Consider the following 18070-nt stretch of genomic DNA (forward strand, 5'->3'; position numbering starts at 1 on the left):
ATGACCACTATGGAATATTCTTCCGACGACGCACGCGAGGTCTCGCGCTCCGTCCCCGTCTCCAAGGGAAAGATCGTGGTCAGCTGGCTGACCACCACGGACCATAAGACCATCGGGTACATGTACCTGATCACCTCGTTCATCTTCTTCTGCCTCGGCGGCGTCATGGCGCTGATCATTCGTGCAGAACTCTTCGAGCCCGGGATGCAGTTCCTGCAGACCAAGGAGCAGTACAACCAGCTGTTCACCATGCACGGCACGGTCATGCTGCTCATGTTCGCCACTCCGCTCTTTGCCGGCTTCGCAAATGTCATCATGCCGCTGCAGATCGGCGCCCCGGATGTTGCTTTCCCGCGCTTGAACGCCCTTGCCTTTTGGCTGTTCCTCTTCGGCTCAGCTGTGGCTGTGGCCGGTTTCCTCACACCTCAGGGTGCGGCCTCCTTCGGATGGTTCGCCTATGCTCCGCTCTCCGACACGACATACTCTCCCGGCGTCGGCGGAGACCTCTGGGTGTTCGGGCTGGCGCTGACCGGTTTCGGCACCATCGCCGGCGGCGTCAACTTCATCACCACCATCATCTGCATGCGCGCCCCGGGTATGACCATGTGGCGGATGCCGATCTTCACCTGGAACACGCTGGTGACCTCGATCCTGGTCCTGATGGCGTTCCCCCCGCTGGCGGCGGCGCTGTTCGGTCTCGGACTCGATCGGCGCTTCGGCGGCCACATCTTCGATCCCGAGTCCGGTGGAGCGATCCTCTGGCAGCATCTCTTCTGGTTCTTCGGACACCCGGAGGTGTACATCATCGCCCTGCCCTTCTTCGGCATCATCTCGGAGATCCTGCCGGTCTTCAGCCGCAAACCCATCTTCGGGTACAAGGGGCTGGTGTACGCCACCATCGCCATCGCAGCGCTCTCTGTCACGGTCTGGGCGCACCACATGTACGTCACCGGCGCCGTGATGCTTCCGTTCTTCGCGCTGATGACCATGCTGATCGCAGTGCCGACAGGGGTGAAGTTCTTCAACTGGATCGGCACCATGTGGCGCGGTTCCATCACCTTTGAGACGCCCATGCTCTGGAGTCTCGGGTTCCTGGTGACCTTCCTCTTCGGGGGGCTGACCGGAATCATCCTGGCGTCTCCGCCGCTGAACTTCAACGTCTCTGACACCTACTTCGTCGTGGCTCACTTCCACTACGTGGTCTTCGGCACTGTGGTCTTCGCGATGTTCGCAGGCTTTTACTTCTGGTGGCCGAAGTGGACGGGCAAGATGCTCAACGAACGGCTCGGCAAGATCAACTTCTGGATGCTGTTCATCGGCTTCCACGGCACGTTCATGATCCAGCACTGGCTTGGTGTGATGGGCATGCCGCGGCGGTACGCCGACTACATGGTCGAGGACGGCTTCACCGGCATGAACCAGTTCTCCACCGTGTTCTCGATGCTCCTGGGCGCCTCACTCATTCCGTTCTTCTGGAACGTGTGGATCACCCACCGCAAGGGCAAGAAGGTGCTGGTGGACGATCCGTGGGGCTTCGGCGGGTCTCTGGAATGGGCGACTAGCTGCCCGCCCCCGCGGCACAACTTCTACTCCCTGCCGCGGATCCGGTCGGAGCGCCCGGCGCTTGACCTCCACCACCCGGAGCTGTCGGATCGGCACAGTGTCAGCACTCCGGCCGGCAAGGTCTTCGGGCCTGCCGACCAGAAAGATAAGGCGGGTATCTGATGAAGACTAATGGCGTCATCTTCGGCGGAATCGGGGTCTTCTGCCTCGTCGTCGCCTTCATCTACGGCTTCCTCACCGGGTTCGGCGAGCTGGCAGGGTTCCCGCTGCTGCTGCTCACCGCAGGACTGGGCTTCATGCTCTGGTGGTACCTGCGGTCCACCAGCAAGCACCACGGTGCGCTGGACAGCGACAACCCGGAAGGCGAGGTCGCCGACATGGCGGGCAACTACGGGGACTTCTTCCCGTGGAGCTGGTGGCCGTTGGGACTGGGCTTCAGTCTGGCGTTCTTGTTCTTCGGCCTCGCCATTGACTGGTGGGTCTTCTTCCTGGCATGCATACCGGCAGTCTTCTTCGTCACCGGGTGGGTCATGGAAGGAAACCGAAAGACCTACGCCCACTGACAGGTGCACGCTCGGCAGGTTCACCACCACCTGCCGAGCGTTCCTGTCCACTGAGAGGAGCCGGCCGTATGGCCGTACGCCCCATAGTCATTCACGGCGAACCGGTTCTGCACCGCCGAGCCGAGCCGGTACGCAGCATTGACGAGGACATCCAGCAGCTCATCGCTGATATGGATGACACTCTCGAAGCCTCACGCGGAGTCGGGTTGGCCGCCCCCCAAATCGGGGTCGGTCTGCGCATTTTCAACTGGAAGTATCCCGACACAGGGCAGGCCCCCACCCGCGGGGTGCTCATCAACCCCACCCTGCGGCTGATCGGAAGGGTCTCCCAGGAGGCCCCCGACCCGGAAGAGGAAGTCGAGGGGTGTCTCTCCGCGCCGGGCTACAGCTTCCCGCTCAAGCGCAGTGACCACGTGGAGATCTCCGGACTGGACCCGCAGGGGGAGACCGTGCGGTTCGAGGCAACCGGCTGGTTCGCGCGGATCCTTCAGCATGAGTATGACCACCTCGACGGCTACCTCTACGTCAACCGGCTAGGGCCCCGTTACGCCAAGCGGTGGAAGAAGGTCGTCAAGCGCGAAGAGTGGAACACTCCGGGGCACTCATGGCTCCCAGGAGTCGACCCCGACCCGTTCGGACACGACGACGACGCCGGCGAGGAGCCAGAGAACTCTCGGTGACCGTTCAGGCCTGAGAGAAGGCCACCCACTCACGCAGCACCCGGGCCGCTGCCCCAGAGTCGATTGATTCTGCCGCCCGCTCCATCTGCATCTTCAACCGGGTCACCAGGTCATCCTCCGCCGACGGATCCAGGGCGGCCAGCCCGGCGGCGGCATTGAGCACCACAGCGTCCCGGACCGGGCCAGCAGTACCTTCCAGGACGTCGCGAACGATCTGTGCGTTCTGCGCTGCGGCGCCGCCGCGCAGTGCGGTGATCTCACAGCGTTCAATGCCTACGTGCTCGGGCTGCAGCTCGGAGTGCGTGATGGACCCATCGCGGACCTCCCAAATGTCGGTGGCCGCCGAGGTGGTGATCTTGTCCCGGCCGTCCTGTCCGCGAAACACCAGCGCCTGGGTGCCGCGTGCGGCCAGCGACTGGGCCATCTGCGGGGCAAGCGCCTGGCTTGCGCAGCCCAGAGCCTGCGCTGTAGGGCGCGCCGGATTGGAGATGGGGCCCAGGAAGTTGAACACGGTACGGATGCCGAGCGATTTGCGAGTCCCCATGACGTGGCGCATCGCAGGATGAAACTTCTGTGCGAACAAGAACGTGATGCCCAGAGCCTGGGCCGCTGCGGCGACCCGCTGCGTCGGCACATCCAGATTCACCCCAAGTGCCTCGATTACGTCTGCCGCACCGGCCGTGGTGGACGCTCCGCGGTTGCCGTGTTTGATGACCCGGGCTCCAGCGCCCACAGCCACCAGCGAACTCATCGTCGAGATGTTGACCGTACCCAGCCGGTCCCCGCCGGTGCCCACGATGTCCAGAGTCGGCCCCTGGACGGAAATCTGCACCGCCCTGTTCATCATGGACTCGGACAGCCCCAGGAGCTCCGGCCCGGTCTCACCCTTGGCCCGCAGTGCCACCAGAAATCCGGCAATGCGAGGTTCGTCGAGTTCCCCGCTCATCAAGTGGTCCATCGCCCACCGGGCCGTCTCGGCGGTGAGATCATTGCCGGCCAGCAGAGTCTCCAAGAGCTCCGGCCACGTCATGCTGTCAACACTCATATGCTCCACAATAGCCACCATGCGGACGTGCAGCGCCAGTGGTTTTTCGACACGCTGTAGAAATATTTGCGCAACTTTCACGCCACCGGTGTGCCCTCGATCCCAGGAATGACGCGGAAACAGCGCAAACCCTGCGAAGCTGCCCCGCGCCACACCGCTGTTCCAGCATGCGAACGGTGACGATTTCAGGCCATAATGGGTCCGTGACGTCTGCAACCCAAGCCCCCGCCGCGCCGGCACGAACTCTGCCGAACCGCCCGAACATGGTCTCCGTGGGAACCATGGTGTGGCTGACCAGTGAGCTCATGTTCTTCGCTGGCCTGTTCGCCATGTTCTTCACACTGCGCTCCACTCAGCCCGCCATGTGGGCTGAGTACAGTCAGCGACTGGATCTGCCCCTGGCCACGCTGATCACCGTCATCCTGGTCGCGAGCTCCGTGACAGCGCAGTTCGGTGTCTTCGCTGCCGAACGCCACCAGCCCCGCCGCACCGGTGGGCCGCTGAGTATGAAGTCTTGGGGGATGGTGGAGTGGTACATCCTCTCCTTCCTGCTGGGCACAATCTTCATCGCCGGTCAGTCCTACGAGTTCGCCGTCCTGGTCTCCCATGGGGTCTCCATCCAGACCAACGCGTTCGGCTCGGCGTTCTACATCACCACCGGTTTCCACGGCCTGCACGTCCTCGGCGGTCTGTTCGCCTTCCTGTACGTGATTGCGCGGGCATACTTCAGCGTGAAGTTCACCCATAAGGAAGCCTCAGCCGCCGTCGTCATCTCGTACTACTGGCACTTTGTGGATGTGGTCTGGATCGCACTGTTCGGTGTCGTCTACATCCTCCCGCTCCTGGTCTGACCCGCGCGGGCCACCCAAGTCTCTTGAATCGCACCGAGAAGAAAAGGAACCGGCTGAAGTGAAGGCACTCTCTCAGAAGCGCCGCCACCCGTTCGCGTTCGTGGCGCTGCTCCTCCTTGGTCTGCTGCTGACCGGCGGGCTCTATGCTGCCGCGACCACGGTGAACCAGGCGCAGGCGTCGAACACCCCTGACGGTTTCAGCTCCGAACAGGTCGAGGAGGGCGAGCGGCTGTTCGTGGCCAACTGCGCCACCTGTCACGGCATGAACGCAGAGGGCTCAGATGCTGGGCCCTCACTGGTGGGCGTCGGTGCGGCGTCTGTCGAGTTCCAGGTCGGCACCGGGCGCATGCCGATGCAGATGCAGGGCCCCCAGGCGCAGCAGAAGCCGCCGCAGTTCAATGAGGAGCAGACCACCCAGTTGGCCGCCTACGTTGCCTCGCTGGGCGCGGGCCCCGGGATCCCCGACGACGAGTGGCTCGATGTGGACCAAGGCGATCCAGCGCGCGGCGGAGAGCTCTTCCGCATCAACTGCGCCATGTGCCACAACGCCGCCGGCGCCGGTGGAGCGCTGACCGAGGGGAAGTACGCCCCCAGCCTCCACGGTGTCGACGCAGTGCACATCTACACCGCCATGACCACCGGCCCGCAGAACATGCCGGTCTTCAACGATGCCAACATCCCGCCCGAGGACAAGCGCGACATCATCGCCTTCCTGAAGACCTACGAGAAGCAGGGCTCCCCAGGGGGCTTCTCGCTAGGCTTCCTCGGCCCAGTCTCCGAAGGTCTGTTGATCTGGACCCTCGGGCTTGCCCTCCTGGTCGGCTCCATGGTCTGGCTGACCTCACGGTCCTCCTAGGCTCACGACCCACCACACGCACCTAGACCGCACTTGAGAAACAGCAAAGGACGAAAACCATATGGCCGAGCACGGTAACGGTGACTCAACCGCCGTCGTCAAAGCCGGTGACGGGACCTCGGGCGGTTATGCCATCGACAACCCCGGGCTGCCGCCGCACCGCCCTCGTTTGGCCGATGTTGACGAGAAGGCCGCAAAGCGCAGTGAGCGCCAGGTCGCCGCGATGTTTATCGTCTCCATCATCGGTACCCTCATGTTCTTCGTCGGGTACTTCGCCGTGGCGAGAATGGACCAGTTCGACGACTACTTCGAGGGTATGACCGCCCTGCGGGTACAGAACACGCTCATCGGCGTCGGCACAGCTCTGGCCATGCTCGGAATCGGCCTGGGGATCGTCCACTGGGCCAAGACACTGATGCCCGACCACGAGGTCACCGAGGCCCGCAAGCCGCTGCGTACCGAAGCTGACCGGGCCGAGGCGGAGGAGATCGTCACCGGGATCATCGAGGAAACGCAGATCAAACGGCGCCCGCTGCTGCGCAACACGATGATTGCCGCGGCGCTGCTGGCACCGCTGCCGGCCGTGGTGCTTTTCCGTGACTTGGACCGCACCGAGGACTTCGGCGTCGAGCGGATGCGGCACTCCCTGTGGGACGAAGGGGTGCGCTTGGTCCGGGACCCCACCGGCACCCCGATCCGGGCCTCTGACCTCACTATCGGTTCGGCGATGCATGTGATTCCGGAGAATCTGCGTGAGATCGAGTCTCACGGGGACCGGCTGGCTGAGAAGGCCAAGGCCGTGGTCCTGCTGATGCGGCTGAACCCGGATGACCTCAAGGAGCCCACCCCGGGCCGGGAGGACTGGGGCCACGACGGCATCATTGCCTGCTCCAAAGTGTGCACCCATGTGGGATGCCCGGTGGCCCTCTACGAACGGCACACCCACCACCTGCTGTGCCCGTGCCACCAGTCCACATTCGATGCCTCCGAAGAGTTCAAAGTGACCTTCGGCCCCGCCGGTCGTCCGCTGCCTCAGCTGCCGATCACCGTCGACGATGAAGGCTTCCTCATCGCCCGCAGCGACTTCACTGAGCCTGTCGGGCCGACCTACTGGGAGCGCGGCCACACTGATCCGGAAGGTGACTTTCCCGCATGAGCGCCTCAAAACAGACATACACCGAGGACGAGTACCTCGAGGTCAATGAGTACCAGCCCAAATCGAACACCGGCAGGATTGCCAACTACGTGGACACCCGCGTCGGCGGCACCAGCATGGTGCGCGAATTCGGACGCAAGGTGTTCCCCGATCACTGGACATTCATGTTCGGTGAAGTGGCCCTCTACAGCTTCATCATCACGGTCATTTCCGGGGCCTTCCTGACGTTCTGGTTCGACCCCTCGATGGCGACCACCCGGTACTCCGGCTCCTACGCCCCACTGCAGGGGCTGGAGATGTCGATGGCTTATGCCACTTCGCTGGAGCTGAGCTTTGACGTCCGTGGCGGCCTGTTCATGCGCCAGCTGCACCACTGGGGCGCGCTGATGTTCGTCCTGGCCATGAGCGTGCACATGATCCGCGTGTTCTTCACCGGCGCCTTCCGGAAGCCCCGCGAGCTGAACTGGGTGGTGGGCGCATCGCTGCTGATCCTCGGACTCGGAGCTGGCTTCACCGGCTACTCCCTGCCTGACGAGGTTCTCTCCGGCAACGGTCTGCGGATCATCGACGGTATGCTCAAAGCTATTCCGGTGGTCGGCACCTACACCTCGTTCTTCCTCTTCGGCGGCGAGTTCCCCGGCAATGAGGTCATCCCGCGGCTCTACGCCCTGCACATTTTCATCATTCCGGCGCTGCTTCTGATTCTCATCGCGGTGCACCTGTTCATGGTCGTGATGCACAAGCACACGCAGTACCCCGGTCCCGGCCGCACCGAACGCAATGTTGTCGGCTACCCCATCGGGCCGGTCTACGCCGCCAAAGCCGGAGGATTCTTCTTCATTGTGCTGGGGGTGCTCAGCCTGCTGGCGGGCACGTTCCAGATCAACGCACTGTGGAACTACGGGCCGTACGATCCCTCACCAGTTCAGGCTGGTACGCAGCCGGACTGGTATATCGGCTGGTTCGACGGCGTGCTGCGCATTATGCCCGGTTTCATCGGGAACATACCGCTGGAGTTCGTCCTGCCCACACCGTGGGGTGGGAATGCGATAGCGACTCCGGTGCTGGTGCCGATGATTCCGATCACGCTGCTGCTGCTGGGCGTGTTCGTCTGGCCGTGGCTGGAGACCTGGATCACCGGTGATAAGCGTGAGCACCACCTGTTGGACCGTCCACGCAATGCTCCGACCCGGACCGCATTCGGTGTGGCCATGGTGGTGTGGTACCTCGTGATGTGGGGTGCGGCGTCCTCGGACCTGATGGCTACGCACTTCGCCCTGTCGCTGAATGACGTCATCTACTGGCTGCGTGCAGCGTTCTTCCTGGGGCCGATCATTGCCTACATATTGACCAAACGCATCTGTCTGGCACTGCAGCGGAAAGACCGCGAGGTGGCCCTGCACGGCCATGAGGCGGGCGTGATTGAAGTCAGCGCCGACGGTGAGTTCCACGAGAAGCACAAGCTCCCCAACGAGTACGAGCTGTGGACCCTGGTGTCCTACGAGGCGCCGGCGCCGAGCGGCCCGCGTCCCAATGCCAAGGGCAAGATCACGGCCCTGGAGAAGCTCCGGGCGCGGCTGAACCGCATCTGGTTCGAAGACCGGGTTGTCCCCGTCAGCCGCGAGGAGTACCTGGAAGTGATGAGCCACCACGGCCACGGCCCGGCTGCGCTGGAGGCGGCAGAATCCCGGCAGGCCATTACGGCTGGCTCATCCACTGACCATCGGTGATGAATCACTGAAGCTGCGGGCCCGCTCCCTTTCGGGGGCGGGCCCGCAGCTTTGTGGTCAGTTCGGGCGACCACGCACAATGTCACGCAGCCGGAGCAGGCGCTGACTCACCGCACGTTCATTGCCGTTCTCGGTGGGGGAGTAGTAGTCCACCCCGATGAGATCATCCGGTGGGTACTGCTGGCGAGCGACATGGTGCGGCTGGTCATGGGCGTAGATGTACTCTTTGCCGTGACCCAGGCGTGCGGCACCGGCGTAGTGACTGTCACGCAGGTGCGGCGGCACCGCGCCACCCCGGCCGGCACGCACATCAGCGATTGCGGCGTCGAGGGCTTTATAGGCGGCGTTGGACTTCGGTGCGGTGGCGATGTGCACGGTGGCCTGGGCCAGGGGTATCCGCCCTTCAGGCATGCCGATCCGTTGTACTGCGTCTGCTGCGGCGATGGCAGTCTGCAGTGCGGTCGGGTCAGCCATGGCGACTTCCTCAGCGGCGGCGATCACCAACCGTCGGGCGATGAATCGCGGATCCTCTCCGGCAACAATCATCCGGGCGAGGTAATGCAGGGCAGCGTCCACATCGGAACCGCGCAGCGACTTGATGAACGCTGAAATCACGTCATAGTGCTGGTCACCGTCCTTGTCGTAGCGCTGGACCGCGAAGTCGGCCGCCTGCTGCGCATCCTCGGCCGTGATGTGCACTGAGTCTCGGCCGCGTGCTACTGCTGCTGCGGCCTCCAGCGTGGTCAGCACTCGACGGGCGTCGCCGCCGGAGACGCGCAGTATGTGGGCTCGGGCCGCCGGGTCAAGGTCGAATGCCGCGTCGAGGCCGCGTTCCGAGGCCAGGGCGCGGTCGACCAGGCCGGAGAGGTCCTCTCGGGTCAGCGGAGTCAGGGTCAGCAGAAGTGACCGGGACAGCAGCGGTGCCACCACACTGAAGGAGGGGTTCTCGGTGGTCGCGGCGATCAGAATGACCCAGCCGTTCTCCACCCCGGGGAGCAAGGCGTCCTGCTGTGCCTTGTTGAAGCGGTGGATCTCGTCGAGGAACAGCACAGTGGTCACCTGCCGCAGGTCCCGGTCCTCAAGGGCCTGATCCATCACCTGCCGGACATCCTTCACTCCGGCGCGGATGGCGGAGAGCTCTACGAACTTCCGTGCGCCGCCGCGGGCCACCACATGCGCAATCGTCGTCTTCCCGGTCCCGGGCGGACCGTAGAGGATCACGGAGCTGGCCCCGGCGGGTCCGGTGTTCCCCTCAGCCAGGACCCGCAGGGGCGAACCGCCGCCGAGCAGATGCTGCTGTCCGACGATGTCATCGAGGCTGTGCGGGCGCATCCGGACCGCCAGGGGCGTGTGCCGCCGCGCGGCACGTGGAGCGGTGTCACGCCCGGAGTGGTCGTCGCCCTCAGGTGCGCTGAACAGATCGCCTGTCATGGGTCGCGTCAATCCACCGCGGCAAGGTCATCGAGCCATGCCGCCCAGAACTGCTTCCACGCTTCAGCCCGCTCGGGGGAGGAGAGTTTCTCGTGAGTCACGGTGAGTCTGCCCCCTGCTTTCGCGGGAACACTGCTGAACTGGAGGACACCCAGACCAGTCCGGGTCTCAGGATCGGTGAGCGTGAACTTCGGTGCCTTCACCCCCGGCTTGGACCGTTCGTCGGCAATCATCGCCGGCAGCAGCGCGGATCTGGCGGCCGGGTCGTCCAGCAGTCCGCGCAGCTGTGTCCACTCCAGTCCAATGGTCTTGGAGCGTGAGATCGTGAACGTTCCGTCCGGCATCTCACCGGGCAGGCGCCGCCCCGTGATCCGCTCATATCCCACGGTCACCCCCTGGGCCCACCAGCCGGGGACCCCGTGCTCCTCGCCCACCCAGGTGGCGATGGCGGTGTGACCGGCGTCCCGTCCCGGCCCGGCGTCTATCAGGGCCACCCACTCCTGCCAGTCGTGTCCGGTTTTGGCGCGGATGGTCTCGTCACTGAACTCCGGCGATGACGTCGCGCTGCCGCCGTCGTGATCCGGTGCGGATTCACCCAGGACCAGCGGCCGCAGCTGAGCGTACCGCTCAGCGCTGGGCCGCATCTGCTGCTGCAGCCGGGTCAGCTCAGGCTTGTGGTCACTCATCAGCTCGGAGGCCTCCTCAGCAGAGTTTCAACGGGCATGGTGGGCCATGCCCCGCTGCCTATCCTATTGGGTGGCCGCACCCTTGGGAGCAGGCCGGGCGTCCACCCCGGCCTCTTTGCGCTGCTGAGAGGTGATCGGTGCCGGGGCAGCAGTCAGCGGGTCATATCCCGCGCCGGTCTTGGGGAAGGCGATGACTTCCCGGATGGACTCTTCACCGGCCAGCAGAGCAACCACGCGGTCCCAGCCGAAAGCGAATCCGCCGTGCGGGGGAGCACCGTACTTGAAGGCGTCGAGCAGAAACCCGAACTTCTCCCTGGCTTCCTCAGGCGCCAGACCCATCACCTGGAAGACACGCTCCTGCACGTCCTGACGGTGAATACGGATGGACCCCCCGCCAATCTCGTTGCCGTTGCAGACCAGATCGTAGGCGTAAGCCAGGGCCTCGCCCGGGTCAGTGTCGAACGTCTCCTCAAATTCCGGCTTCGGCGCGGTGAAGGCGTGGTGCACCGCTGTCCACGCCCCTGAGCCCACGGCCACGTCGCCGGCGGCCTGAGCATCATCTGTGGGCTCGAACATGGGTGCATCCACCACCCATACGAAGGACCAGCTGCCAGGCTCGATCAGCCCCAGCCGCTGGGCAATCTCATTGCGCGCTGCGCCCAAGAGGCTGCGGGCGGCTGCCGGCTTATCAGCGGCGAAGAAGATGCAGTCACCAGGTTCAGCGCCCACAGCATCGGCCAGCCCAGCCTTCTCGGACTCGGAGAGGTTCTTGGCCACGGGGCCGCCGAGCTGTCCGTCCTCCTGCACCAAGACATAGGCCAACCCTTTCGCGCCGCGCTGCTTGGCCCATTCCTGCCACGCGTCCAGGGTCCGTCGCGGCTGCGCTGCCCCACCGGGCATGACCACTGCACCCACGTAGGCGGCGCGGAAGACCCGGAAGGGCGTCTCCCGGAAGTACTCGGTGAGCTCGGTGAGCTCCAGACCGAACCGCAGATCCGGCTTATCCGTGCCGTAGCGCTGCATAGCCTCGCGGTAGGTGATGTGCGGGAAGGGAGCCTGAATCTCGGCACCGATCAGTCTCCAGAGCTCCCGGGTGACCTCCTCCACCAGGGCGATCACGTCCTCCTGCTCCACGAAGCTGGCCTCAATGTCCAACTGCGTGAACTCCGGCTGCCGGTCAGCTCGGAAGTCCTCGTCCCGGTAGCACCGGGCCAGCTGGTAGTACTTTTCCACCCCGCCGACCTGCAGCAGCTGCTTGAAAAGCTGCGGCGACTGGGGCAGGGCGTACCAGGAGCCCGGGTTCAGCCGCGCGGGGACCACAAAGTCGCGCGCACCTTCAGGGGTGGAACGGGTCAGCGTGGGTGTCTCCACCTCCAGGTAGCCGCGGCGGTGCAGGACCTCCCGAGCAACTCGATTGGCCTCCGAACGCAGCCGCATGGCCTGAGCCGGGCCACGGCGGCGGAGGTCCAGGTAGCGGTGGCGCAGGCGAGCCTCCTCACCGACTTCCACGTGGTCATCAATCTGGAAAGGCAGTGCCGCCGCCGGGTTGAGCACCTTGGTGGTCTCCGCGATCACTTCCACATCGCCGGAGCTCAGCTGCGGGTTCTCGTTGCCGGCCGGGCGGCGCTCAACCACCCCGGTGACCTGGAGCACGAACTCATTGCGCAGGGGGTCGAAATCCTCCTCCTCACGCACCACCACCTGGGCCACGCCCTGGGCATCGCGCAGGTCCAGGAAGGCCACGCCCCCATGGTCCCGGCGGCGGGCGACCCAGCCGGTCAGTGTGACGGTCTGGCCAATCAGCTCGGCGTTGATCTCGCCGGTGGTGTGAGTGCGGAGCACAGCGTCCTTCCTTAAAGTCCTTCAGTCTTACGGATGATCTGGGGGGTCAGGTCCTCAGTCGGCGGAGCCCAGCTGCTGGGGTCCACCGATTCCTGCGACCCGGAGCGGATATCTTTGACCTCGTGCCGGCCGAGCTCGTCAGTGAACCATACATAGGGGATGCCGCGCCGGTCGGCGTACTTGATCTGTTTGCCGAATTTCTCCGCGCTCAGTGCCACCTCCGCGCTGATGCCCCGGCGGCGCAGCTGGTCAGCCACATCCTGGGCGGGGCCCCAGTCGTCGTCCGAGCGGAGAGTGACATAGACCACGGTCGGCACAGAGCGCGACGACGCCAGCTCACCAGAACTGATCAGGGCTGAGAGCAGCCGGGTCACCCCAATGGAGAGTCCGACACCGGGAAACACCCGTTTGCCTGCGGATGCCAAGGACTCATACCGCCCGCCCGAACAGATGGAACCGAGATCCTCATGACCGTGCAACACGGTCTCGACCACGGTGCCGGTGTAGTAGTCCAAGCCGCGCGCGATGGACAGATCTGCCACCGCCCGGCCGGGCACTCGCGCGTTGAGCTCGCTCATCAGCTCGGTCAGCTCGTCCAGGCCCTGCTGCAAGAGATCCGCCGGCCGATCCCCGGCCAGCTGGCGGACCTTATCGGCAAACGTGCAGTCCGAGGTGCGGATCTGGGCCAGCTGTAGCGCCAGCTCGGCCTGCTCCGCAGAGGCCCCTGCCGTCTCGCGCAGCTCCTCAGCCACGCGGAGGGGGCCTATCTTCTCCAGTTTGTCGACCACCCGGAGCGCAGCAGGCGTGTTGGTGAGCCCGATAGTCCGGTAGAAGCCTTCGGAGAGTTTCCGGTTGTTGACCCGCAGCGTAAAGTCACCGATCCGCAGCGCTTCCAGGGCGCGGGCCATCACGACCACGATCTCCACATCGCACCGGAAGGGCAGCGCGCCGTCGCCGACGATGTCAATATCTGCCTGCGAGAACTCCCTGAACCGGCCGGCCTGCGGCCGCTCGCCGCGCCACACTTTCTGAATCTGGTACCGGCGGAAAGGGAAGGCTAGGTGACCTGCGTTCTCCGTGACGTAGCGGGCAAAGGGCACAGTATTGTCAAAGCGCAGCGCCAGCTTGGCTTCCCGGCCGGAACGCTCCTCCTCCTGAAGCCGGGAGATCGCATAGATCTCCTGATCGATCTCCCCCTTCTGCAGCAGAGTCTCCACCGTCTCCACCGCCCGGGTCTCCAAGGGCGAGAACCCATGGGCCTCGAACACCTCACGCAGGGTGTCAAGCACATGCAGCTCTGCGAACCGTTCAGCCGGCAGCAGCTCCAGGTAGCCTGAGAGAGAGGCCTTGCGTGCCATAGGTGCTCAACACTCCTTCTGCGGTGGGTCCTGCCAAACCACACCATCATACGGGTACGGCACAGAGTACGGCCTGTCGCGGTAACCTGGTGGGATGAGTCCTGCTATCAAGCCGAACTATCATCAAAGCTCACTGGACGAGGTGCGCGCACGCACCCGGGTGGACGAGGAAGGCCACGTATACGTCCTCCCCACCTCGGAGGGCGCGGAGGAAGCCTATGTGGGGCAGTTCTCCGCCGGTGACGCCGAGGCCGCGCTGCAGTACTTCACCCGCAAGTTCGACGACCTCTACAACCGGGCGCTGTTGCTGCGCGCGCGAGTGGCCACCCAGGCGGACTCTGCCAGTGCGCTGCGCTCCAGCCGCGCCACGTTGAGCAAAGAGCTTGAGGGTGGCACATGGGTCGGCGACGTCGCCGGTCTGCGGGGAATTCTCGAAGAGATCACTGAGGGCATTGAGGGGATCGCGGCTGCGGAGAAGAAGCAGACTGACGAGGCGCTGAGCGCCAAGGTCGCAGTGCGGGAAGAGATTGTGCGCGCCGCCGAAGAGCTTGCCGCGGCAGACCCGGACCGTCAGCACTGGAAGTCGGCCCAGGAACGGATGAGCGAGCTCTTCGAGCAGTGGAAGACTGAACAGCGCACTCCGCCCAGGCTCCCCAAACCCGTGGAAGATCCACTTTGGAAGCGGTTCCGGGAGGCGCGGAGCACCTTCGAGCGTCACCGCAAGGGGTTCTTCGTCCGCCGGGACAAAGAAGCCGCGGACATTAAGAGGGCCAAAGAGGAGCTGATCGCAGAAGCCGAGAAGCTGCAGCACTCCACGGATTTCGGTCCCACCACCAAGGCGTACCACCGGCTGATGGACCGGTGGAAGGAGCAAGGCCGGGGTCCTCGCAAGACGGAGGACGCTCAGTGGGCACGGTTCCGAGCCGCTCAGGATGTGTTCTTCTCAGCCCGCGATGCGGCCAATGCGAAAGTTGACGCCGAATATGCGGAGAACCTGAAGAAGAAGGAGGAGATCCTCGGCAAGCTCCGGGAGCTGATGCCCTTCACCAAGCCAGAGGCGGTGCGCGAACGCTACTTTACGCTCATTGAGGCCTGGGACGCCGCCGGCAAAGTCCCCCGCGGCGACGTCAAACGCATGGAACGGGCTATCGGGGAGGTCCAGGAGGCCTTCCGTGAAGCCGAAGGCGCCACCCGCAGTCCCAGGGAATCAGCGCGGAACGACCGGCAGTCGCAGATGATTGACCAGTTGGAGGAGACCATCTCACAGTTGGAGACCGATGTCGCCCAGGCAGACTCGGACGGCGACGACAAGCTCAAGCGTGAGGCGGAGGAAGCTCTTGCGGCACGCCGCAGCTGGCTTCAGATGCTCACCTCGAGCTGAGATAACAGATAGATTACACTTGCTAGGTCTGCCAACTAGGCTTGCGTTGAGCCCTGACCCGTCCTGCCGTCTACCTGTCCAGCGAGGAATTGCGTGAGCGATGAACAATCCCCCGAAGTGGGGTCGCGCCGTCGTCGCCGGGAAATACGGGAATCGCGGGAACGGGAGCGGGCTGCGCAGCGGGAGCGCGAATCGGCGGTACGGCGCCTGAGCAGCTCCTCCACCGCCTCGGGAGCAGCTGAGGAGAGCACCGGGCGGGGGCCGAATCTCTTCGATCAGGAGACCACCACCCCCAAGGACGAACGCCGCAGCACCCCAGCTTCCACCGGCCGGACCACCGCCGCAGGAGCGTCCGCGAAGCCGGAGCCTGGGTCTCCGAGCCCCGGATTCAGATCCCGCCGGGAACGCCGGCAGCAGACCCAGGAGCATCCCGCGGTCCCGCCGGTGAGCCAGGCGCAGCGCACCCAGGCACCAGAGAAGCCGAGCAGGCAGCAGCCGGCCACCGGTGCAGCTGCGGTCCCGCCCTCGGCCGCCCCCGCCCTGGACACACAGACCCCGTCGCGAACCGACGGCGCGCCCGAGCCCGAACAGATACCGATGACGGGTTCGCCGTCCACACCGTTCGAAGAGGTGGTCGCTCCACCCTCGGCGCGCTCCCCGGAGTACGACCAGCTGCCCCCAGAGTACGACTACGACGAGCACGAAGAGCTCGACTGGGACGAGGCCTACGACGAGGACCACCTCGACCACGACGAGCACGGCACCCCGATTCTGGTCAGCGCCTCCGGGTACGGCCGCGGGTATCAAACTGTGGCGCCGGTCGAGGGGCGGGTCAATCACGCCCTGCTTCGGAAGCGCCGGGCCAAGCGCCGCCGCCGCAACATCACCCTGACCGTTGCGCTGCTTGGTTTCGCGACACTCATGGTCGCCTTTGTCATGATCGTGCAGTCCCTGCTCGGCGGGGACGAAATCGCCGATTATGAAACCGTCGCAGGCGATGAAGTGGAGTTCCAAATCTACCCCAATGAGGGGCTGGCCTCCATCCAGAATCGCCTTGTGGATGAAGAGATCATCGCCGGCCCCGAGGCGTTCCAGGAGGCGCTGGAGGACCTCGACCCCGAGGCGAACTACCATGCCGAGACGCTGACCATGCGGGAGCAGATGCCCGCAGCCGAGGCGGTGGAAGTCATCTTCGGTGATGGTCAGCAGGTCGGGTACATCAACATCAACGCCGGATTCCGACTCGACGACACCCTGGATGCCATCGCTGAAGGGGCGCAGATACCCCGGGAGGACCTGCGCGAACTCAATGAGGACCCCCAACAGTTCGGCCTCCCCGACCAGGCAGAGGATCTTGAAGGCTTCCTCGCCGCCGGCGAGTACGAGCCCCCGGTGGACGCCTCCGCCGAGGACATCATCCAGATGATCGTCGACCCCACCCTGGAGCGGCTCGAAGACCTCGGCGTCACCGACCCCGATGAGCAGTGGGAGACGATCATCATTGCCTCGCTGATCACTGCCGAGGCGAACAACACCATCAGTGATGAGCGTCCCCGCGAGGAGCGGCTGGAGGACTACCGGATCATGGCCGGCGCCATCGAGAACCGGCTCGAGCCGGATCAGACCGAGACCGACGGTCTGCTGCAGATCGACGCTGCGGTGAATTACGGCATTGGGCTCTCCGGAGATCTGCACTTCCCGGAGGAAGAGCGCCTGAATGCGGAGAACGAGTACAACACCTACGTGCACCCTGGGCTCCCACCAGGCCCCATCGGCGTGCCGGTGGCCGATACCGTCACCGCTGCCGCCGACCCGGCCGAGACGGGAGCCTTCTACTGGGTCACCGTGAACCCGATCACCGGAGAGACACGGTTCAACGAAACCTACGCGGCGCACCAGGAGGACACCGAAGAGTTCCTGGAGTTCTGCCGGGAGAACGAGGGAGCCTGTGGGCCCGGGGACGTGGACGCAGCAGAGGATGAGTTTGACGGATGAGCCGCAGTGCTCCGCAGCGCAGGGCGGCGGTGCTCGGCTCACCGATCAGCCACTCCCGTTCCCCCCAGTTGCACGCCGCTGCCTATGAGCACTTGGGCGTGGACATCCGCTACACCCGGTACGAGGTTGATGAGTCCACGGTCGGGGACTTCCTGAGCCAGCGGGCGAACGAGCCGGACTGGCTGGGGTGGTCGGTCACAATGCCGCTGAAAGCGGCGATGGTGCCGCATATGAACCACATCTCTGACCGCGTCCAAACCCTGGGGGTGCTCAACACTGTGCTCATCGGTCAGGACTCGGAGGGCCGCCGCACGCTGCGGGGGGAGAACACTGACGTTGACGGGATCGTTCAGGCGTTGGGCGAGCAGGGCATCACGCCGCAGCAGCCGGCGGATGCCACCTTCGCGGTGCTCGGCGCAGGCGGCACCGCCGCCGCAGCTCTGGCGGCGGCAGCAGAACTGCGGGCGCGTCAGGTGCTGCTCTACGCGCGCAATGAGCAGCGTGCTGAGGCCTCGGCTGTGCTCGCCCGACAGCTCGGGCTGAAGCTGACCATTCGTCCGCTCACCGCGCTGGGCGAGGACCTCCACCACCGGAGGCTGGACGTGGTGGTCTCCACCTTGCCGCCACGGGCAGCGGACACCCTTGCGACCCAGCTGCCGGCCCACTGCGAACCCCAGCCCGTGCTGCTCGACGTCGCCTACGACCCCTGGCCTTCGGCGCTGGCCCACGCCTGGATGCAGCGCGGCTGGGCCGTCACCAGCGGTCTGGAGATGCTGCTGCATCAGGCAGTCCGCCAGGTAGAGCTGTTCACGGAGAATACGTGGAACCCGGCGGCCATCCAGAACGACGCTGATCACTTCATGATGGTGCGCAAGATGCGGTCGGCCATCGGCCTCCATGAGGGAGCCGAGGCGCTGGACCGTTAGGATGAAC

Annotated in this window: 15 protein-coding genes; 10 read left to right on the top strand and 5 right to left on the bottom strand. The window is 64.9% G+C overall.

From position 1 onward, the window contains the following. The 3 genes from ctaD to def all read left to right on the top strand — a co-directional run bounded on the left by ctaD (position 1) and on the right by def (position 2806). Positions 1–1725 carry an aa3-type cytochrome oxidase subunit I gene (ctaD, locus tag FEF27_RS01925; RefSeq protein ID WP_138169142.1) on the top strand — a complete coding sequence of 575 codons (1725 nt, stop codon included), beginning with the start codon at positions 1–3 and terminating at the stop codon, positions 1723–1725. Then, positions 1725–2126: an aa3-type cytochrome oxidase subunit IV gene (gene ctaF, locus FEF27_RS01930; RefSeq protein WP_138169143.1), complete on the top strand. Its 402-nt coding sequence runs from the start codon at positions 1725–1727 to the stop codon at positions 2124–2126. The genes ctaD and ctaF overlap by 1 nt, the downstream gene beginning before the upstream one ends. 68 nt (positions 2127–2194) lie before the next feature. Further along, positions 2195–2806, top strand: coding sequence for a peptide deformylase (gene def / locus FEF27_RS01935; RefSeq protein ID WP_138169144.1), 612 nt, complete (start codon positions 2195–2197; stop codon positions 2804–2806). 4 nt (positions 2807–2810) lie between these two features. Here the strand turns inward: def and trpD are convergent, their stop codons facing one another. After that, on the bottom strand, positions 2811–3851 hold the full coding sequence (gene trpD / locus FEF27_RS01940; protein ID WP_138169145.1) for an anthranilate phosphoribosyltransferase: 1041 nt from the start codon (positions 3849–3851) through the stop codon (positions 2811–2813). Positions 3852–4054: 203 nt separating this feature from the next. Between trpD and ctaE the strand changes: the two genes are divergently transcribed. From ctaE to qcrB, 4 genes are all read left to right on the top strand, one after another. After that, a complete protein-coding gene (ctaE, locus tag FEF27_RS01945) occupies positions 4055–4702 on the top strand; it encodes an aa3-type cytochrome oxidase subunit III (RefSeq protein WP_243728967.1) in 648 nt (215 codons plus the stop codon). A gap of 58 nt (positions 4703–4760) precedes the next feature. Then, positions 4761–5558 carry a cytochrome bc1 complex diheme cytochrome c subunit gene (qcrC, locus tag FEF27_RS01950; protein ID WP_138169146.1) on the top strand — a complete coding sequence of 266 codons (798 nt, stop codon included), beginning with the start codon at positions 4761–4763 and terminating at the stop codon, positions 5556–5558. A gap of 61 nt (positions 5559–5619) precedes the next feature. Next, positions 5620–6714 carry a cytochrome bc1 complex Rieske iron-sulfur subunit gene (gene qcrA / locus FEF27_RS01955; protein ID WP_138169147.1) on the top strand — a complete coding sequence of 365 codons (1095 nt, stop codon included), beginning with the start codon at positions 5620–5622 and terminating at the stop codon, positions 6712–6714. Then, the gene (gene qcrB / locus FEF27_RS01960) at positions 6711–8444 is read left to right on the top strand and encodes a cytochrome bc1 complex cytochrome b subunit (RefSeq protein WP_138169148.1); all 1734 of its coding nucleotides are present in this window, start codon (positions 6711–6713) and stop codon (positions 8442–8444) included. The genes qcrA and qcrB overlap by 4 nt, the downstream gene beginning before the upstream one ends. A 57-nt stretch (positions 8445–8501) precedes the next feature. On the opposite strand, the gene FEF27_RS01965 is transcribed toward qcrB, so the two are convergent. The 4 genes from FEF27_RS01965 to hisS all read right to left on the bottom strand — a co-directional run bounded on the left by FEF27_RS01965 (position 8502) and on the right by hisS (position 13761). Continuing rightward, the gene (locus FEF27_RS01965; protein ID WP_138169149.1) at positions 8502–9875 is read right to left on the bottom strand and encodes a replication-associated recombination protein A; all 1374 of its coding nucleotides are present in this window, start codon (positions 9873–9875) and stop codon (positions 8502–8504) included. 8 nt (positions 9876–9883) lie between these two features. Continuing rightward, positions 9884–10561 (bottom strand): DUF4287 domain-containing protein, encoded by a 678-nt coding sequence (locus FEF27_RS01970; protein WP_138169150.1) that lies wholly within the window; start codon positions 10559–10561, stop codon positions 9884–9886. Positions 10562–10624: 63 nt separating this feature from the next. Continuing rightward, the gene (gene aspS, locus FEF27_RS01975; RefSeq protein ID WP_138169151.1) at positions 10625–12403 is read right to left on the bottom strand and encodes an aspartate--tRNA ligase; all 1779 of its coding nucleotides are present in this window, start codon (positions 12401–12403) and stop codon (positions 10625–10627) included. An 11-nt stretch (positions 12404–12414) separates the two neighbouring features. Continuing rightward, positions 12415–13761, bottom strand: a complete 1347-nt coding sequence (gene hisS / locus FEF27_RS01980; RefSeq protein ID WP_138169152.1) for a histidine--tRNA ligase — start codon at positions 13759–13761, stop codon at positions 12415–12417. Positions 13762–13855: 94 nt separating this feature from the next. Between hisS and FEF27_RS01985 the strand changes: the two genes are divergently transcribed. The 3 genes from FEF27_RS01985 to FEF27_RS01995 all read left to right on the top strand — a co-directional run bounded on the left by FEF27_RS01985 (position 13856) and on the right by FEF27_RS01995 (position 18063). After that, the gene (locus FEF27_RS01985) at positions 13856–15142 is read left to right on the top strand and encodes a DUF349 domain-containing protein (RefSeq protein ID WP_138169153.1); all 1287 of its coding nucleotides are present in this window, start codon (positions 13856–13858) and stop codon (positions 15140–15142) included. 93 nt (positions 15143–15235) lie between these two features. Next, positions 15236–17137, top strand: a complete 1902-nt coding sequence (locus FEF27_RS01990) for an endolytic transglycosylase MltG (RefSeq protein WP_138169154.1) — start codon at positions 15236–15238, stop codon at positions 17135–17137. Then, positions 17134–18063, top strand: a complete 930-nt coding sequence (locus tag FEF27_RS01995; protein WP_138169155.1) for a shikimate dehydrogenase — start codon at positions 17134–17136, stop codon at positions 18061–18063. Before FEF27_RS01990 ends, FEF27_RS01995 begins: the two co-directional genes overlap by 4 nt. Positions 18064–18070 lie beyond the last annotated feature (7 nt).

This window comes from Nesterenkonia sphaerica, from assembly GCF_005771565.1.
GTDB lineage: Bacteria > Actinomycetota > Actinomycetes > Actinomycetales > Micrococcaceae > Nesterenkonia > Nesterenkonia sphaerica.

Excerpts from the sequence above, each read along its gene's own strand:
- def (WP_138169144.1), top strand. The coding sequence starts at position 2,195 with ATGGCCGTACGCCCCATAGTCATTCACGGCGAACCGGTTCTGCACCGC.
- FEF27_RS01970 (WP_138169150.1), bottom strand. The coding sequence starts at position 10,561 with ATGAGTGACCACAAGCCTGAGCTGACCCGGCTGCAGCAGCAGATGCGG.
- trpD (WP_138169145.1), bottom strand. The coding sequence starts at position 3,851 with ATGAGTGTTGACAGCATGACGTGGCCGGAGCTCTTGGAGACTCTGCTG.
- ctaF (WP_138169143.1), top strand. The coding sequence starts at position 1,725 with ATGAAGACTAATGGCGTCATCTTCGGCGGAATCGGGGTCTTCTGCCTC.
- qcrB (WP_138169148.1), top strand. The coding sequence starts at position 6,711 with ATGAGCGCCTCAAAACAGACATACACCGAGGACGAGTACCTCGAGGTC.
- FEF27_RS01995 (WP_138169155.1), top strand. The coding sequence starts at position 17,134 with ATGAGCCGCAGTGCTCCGCAGCGCAGGGCGGCGGTGCTCGGCTCACCG.
- FEF27_RS01965 (WP_138169149.1), bottom strand. The coding sequence starts at position 9,875 with ATGACAGGCGATCTGTTCAGCGCACCTGAGGGCGACGACCACTCCGGG.
- ctaD (WP_138169142.1), top strand. The coding sequence starts at position 1 with ATGACCACTATGGAATATTCTTCCGACGACGCACGCGAGGTCTCGCGC.
- FEF27_RS01985 (WP_138169153.1), top strand. The coding sequence starts at position 13,856 with ATGAGTCCTGCTATCAAGCCGAACTATCATCAAAGCTCACTGGACGAG.
- qcrA (WP_138169147.1), top strand. The coding sequence starts at position 5,620 with ATGGCCGAGCACGGTAACGGTGACTCAACCGCCGTCGTCAAAGCCGGT.
- hisS (WP_138169152.1), bottom strand. The coding sequence starts at position 13,761 with ATGGCACGCAAGGCCTCTCTCTCAGGCTACCTGGAGCTGCTGCCGGCT.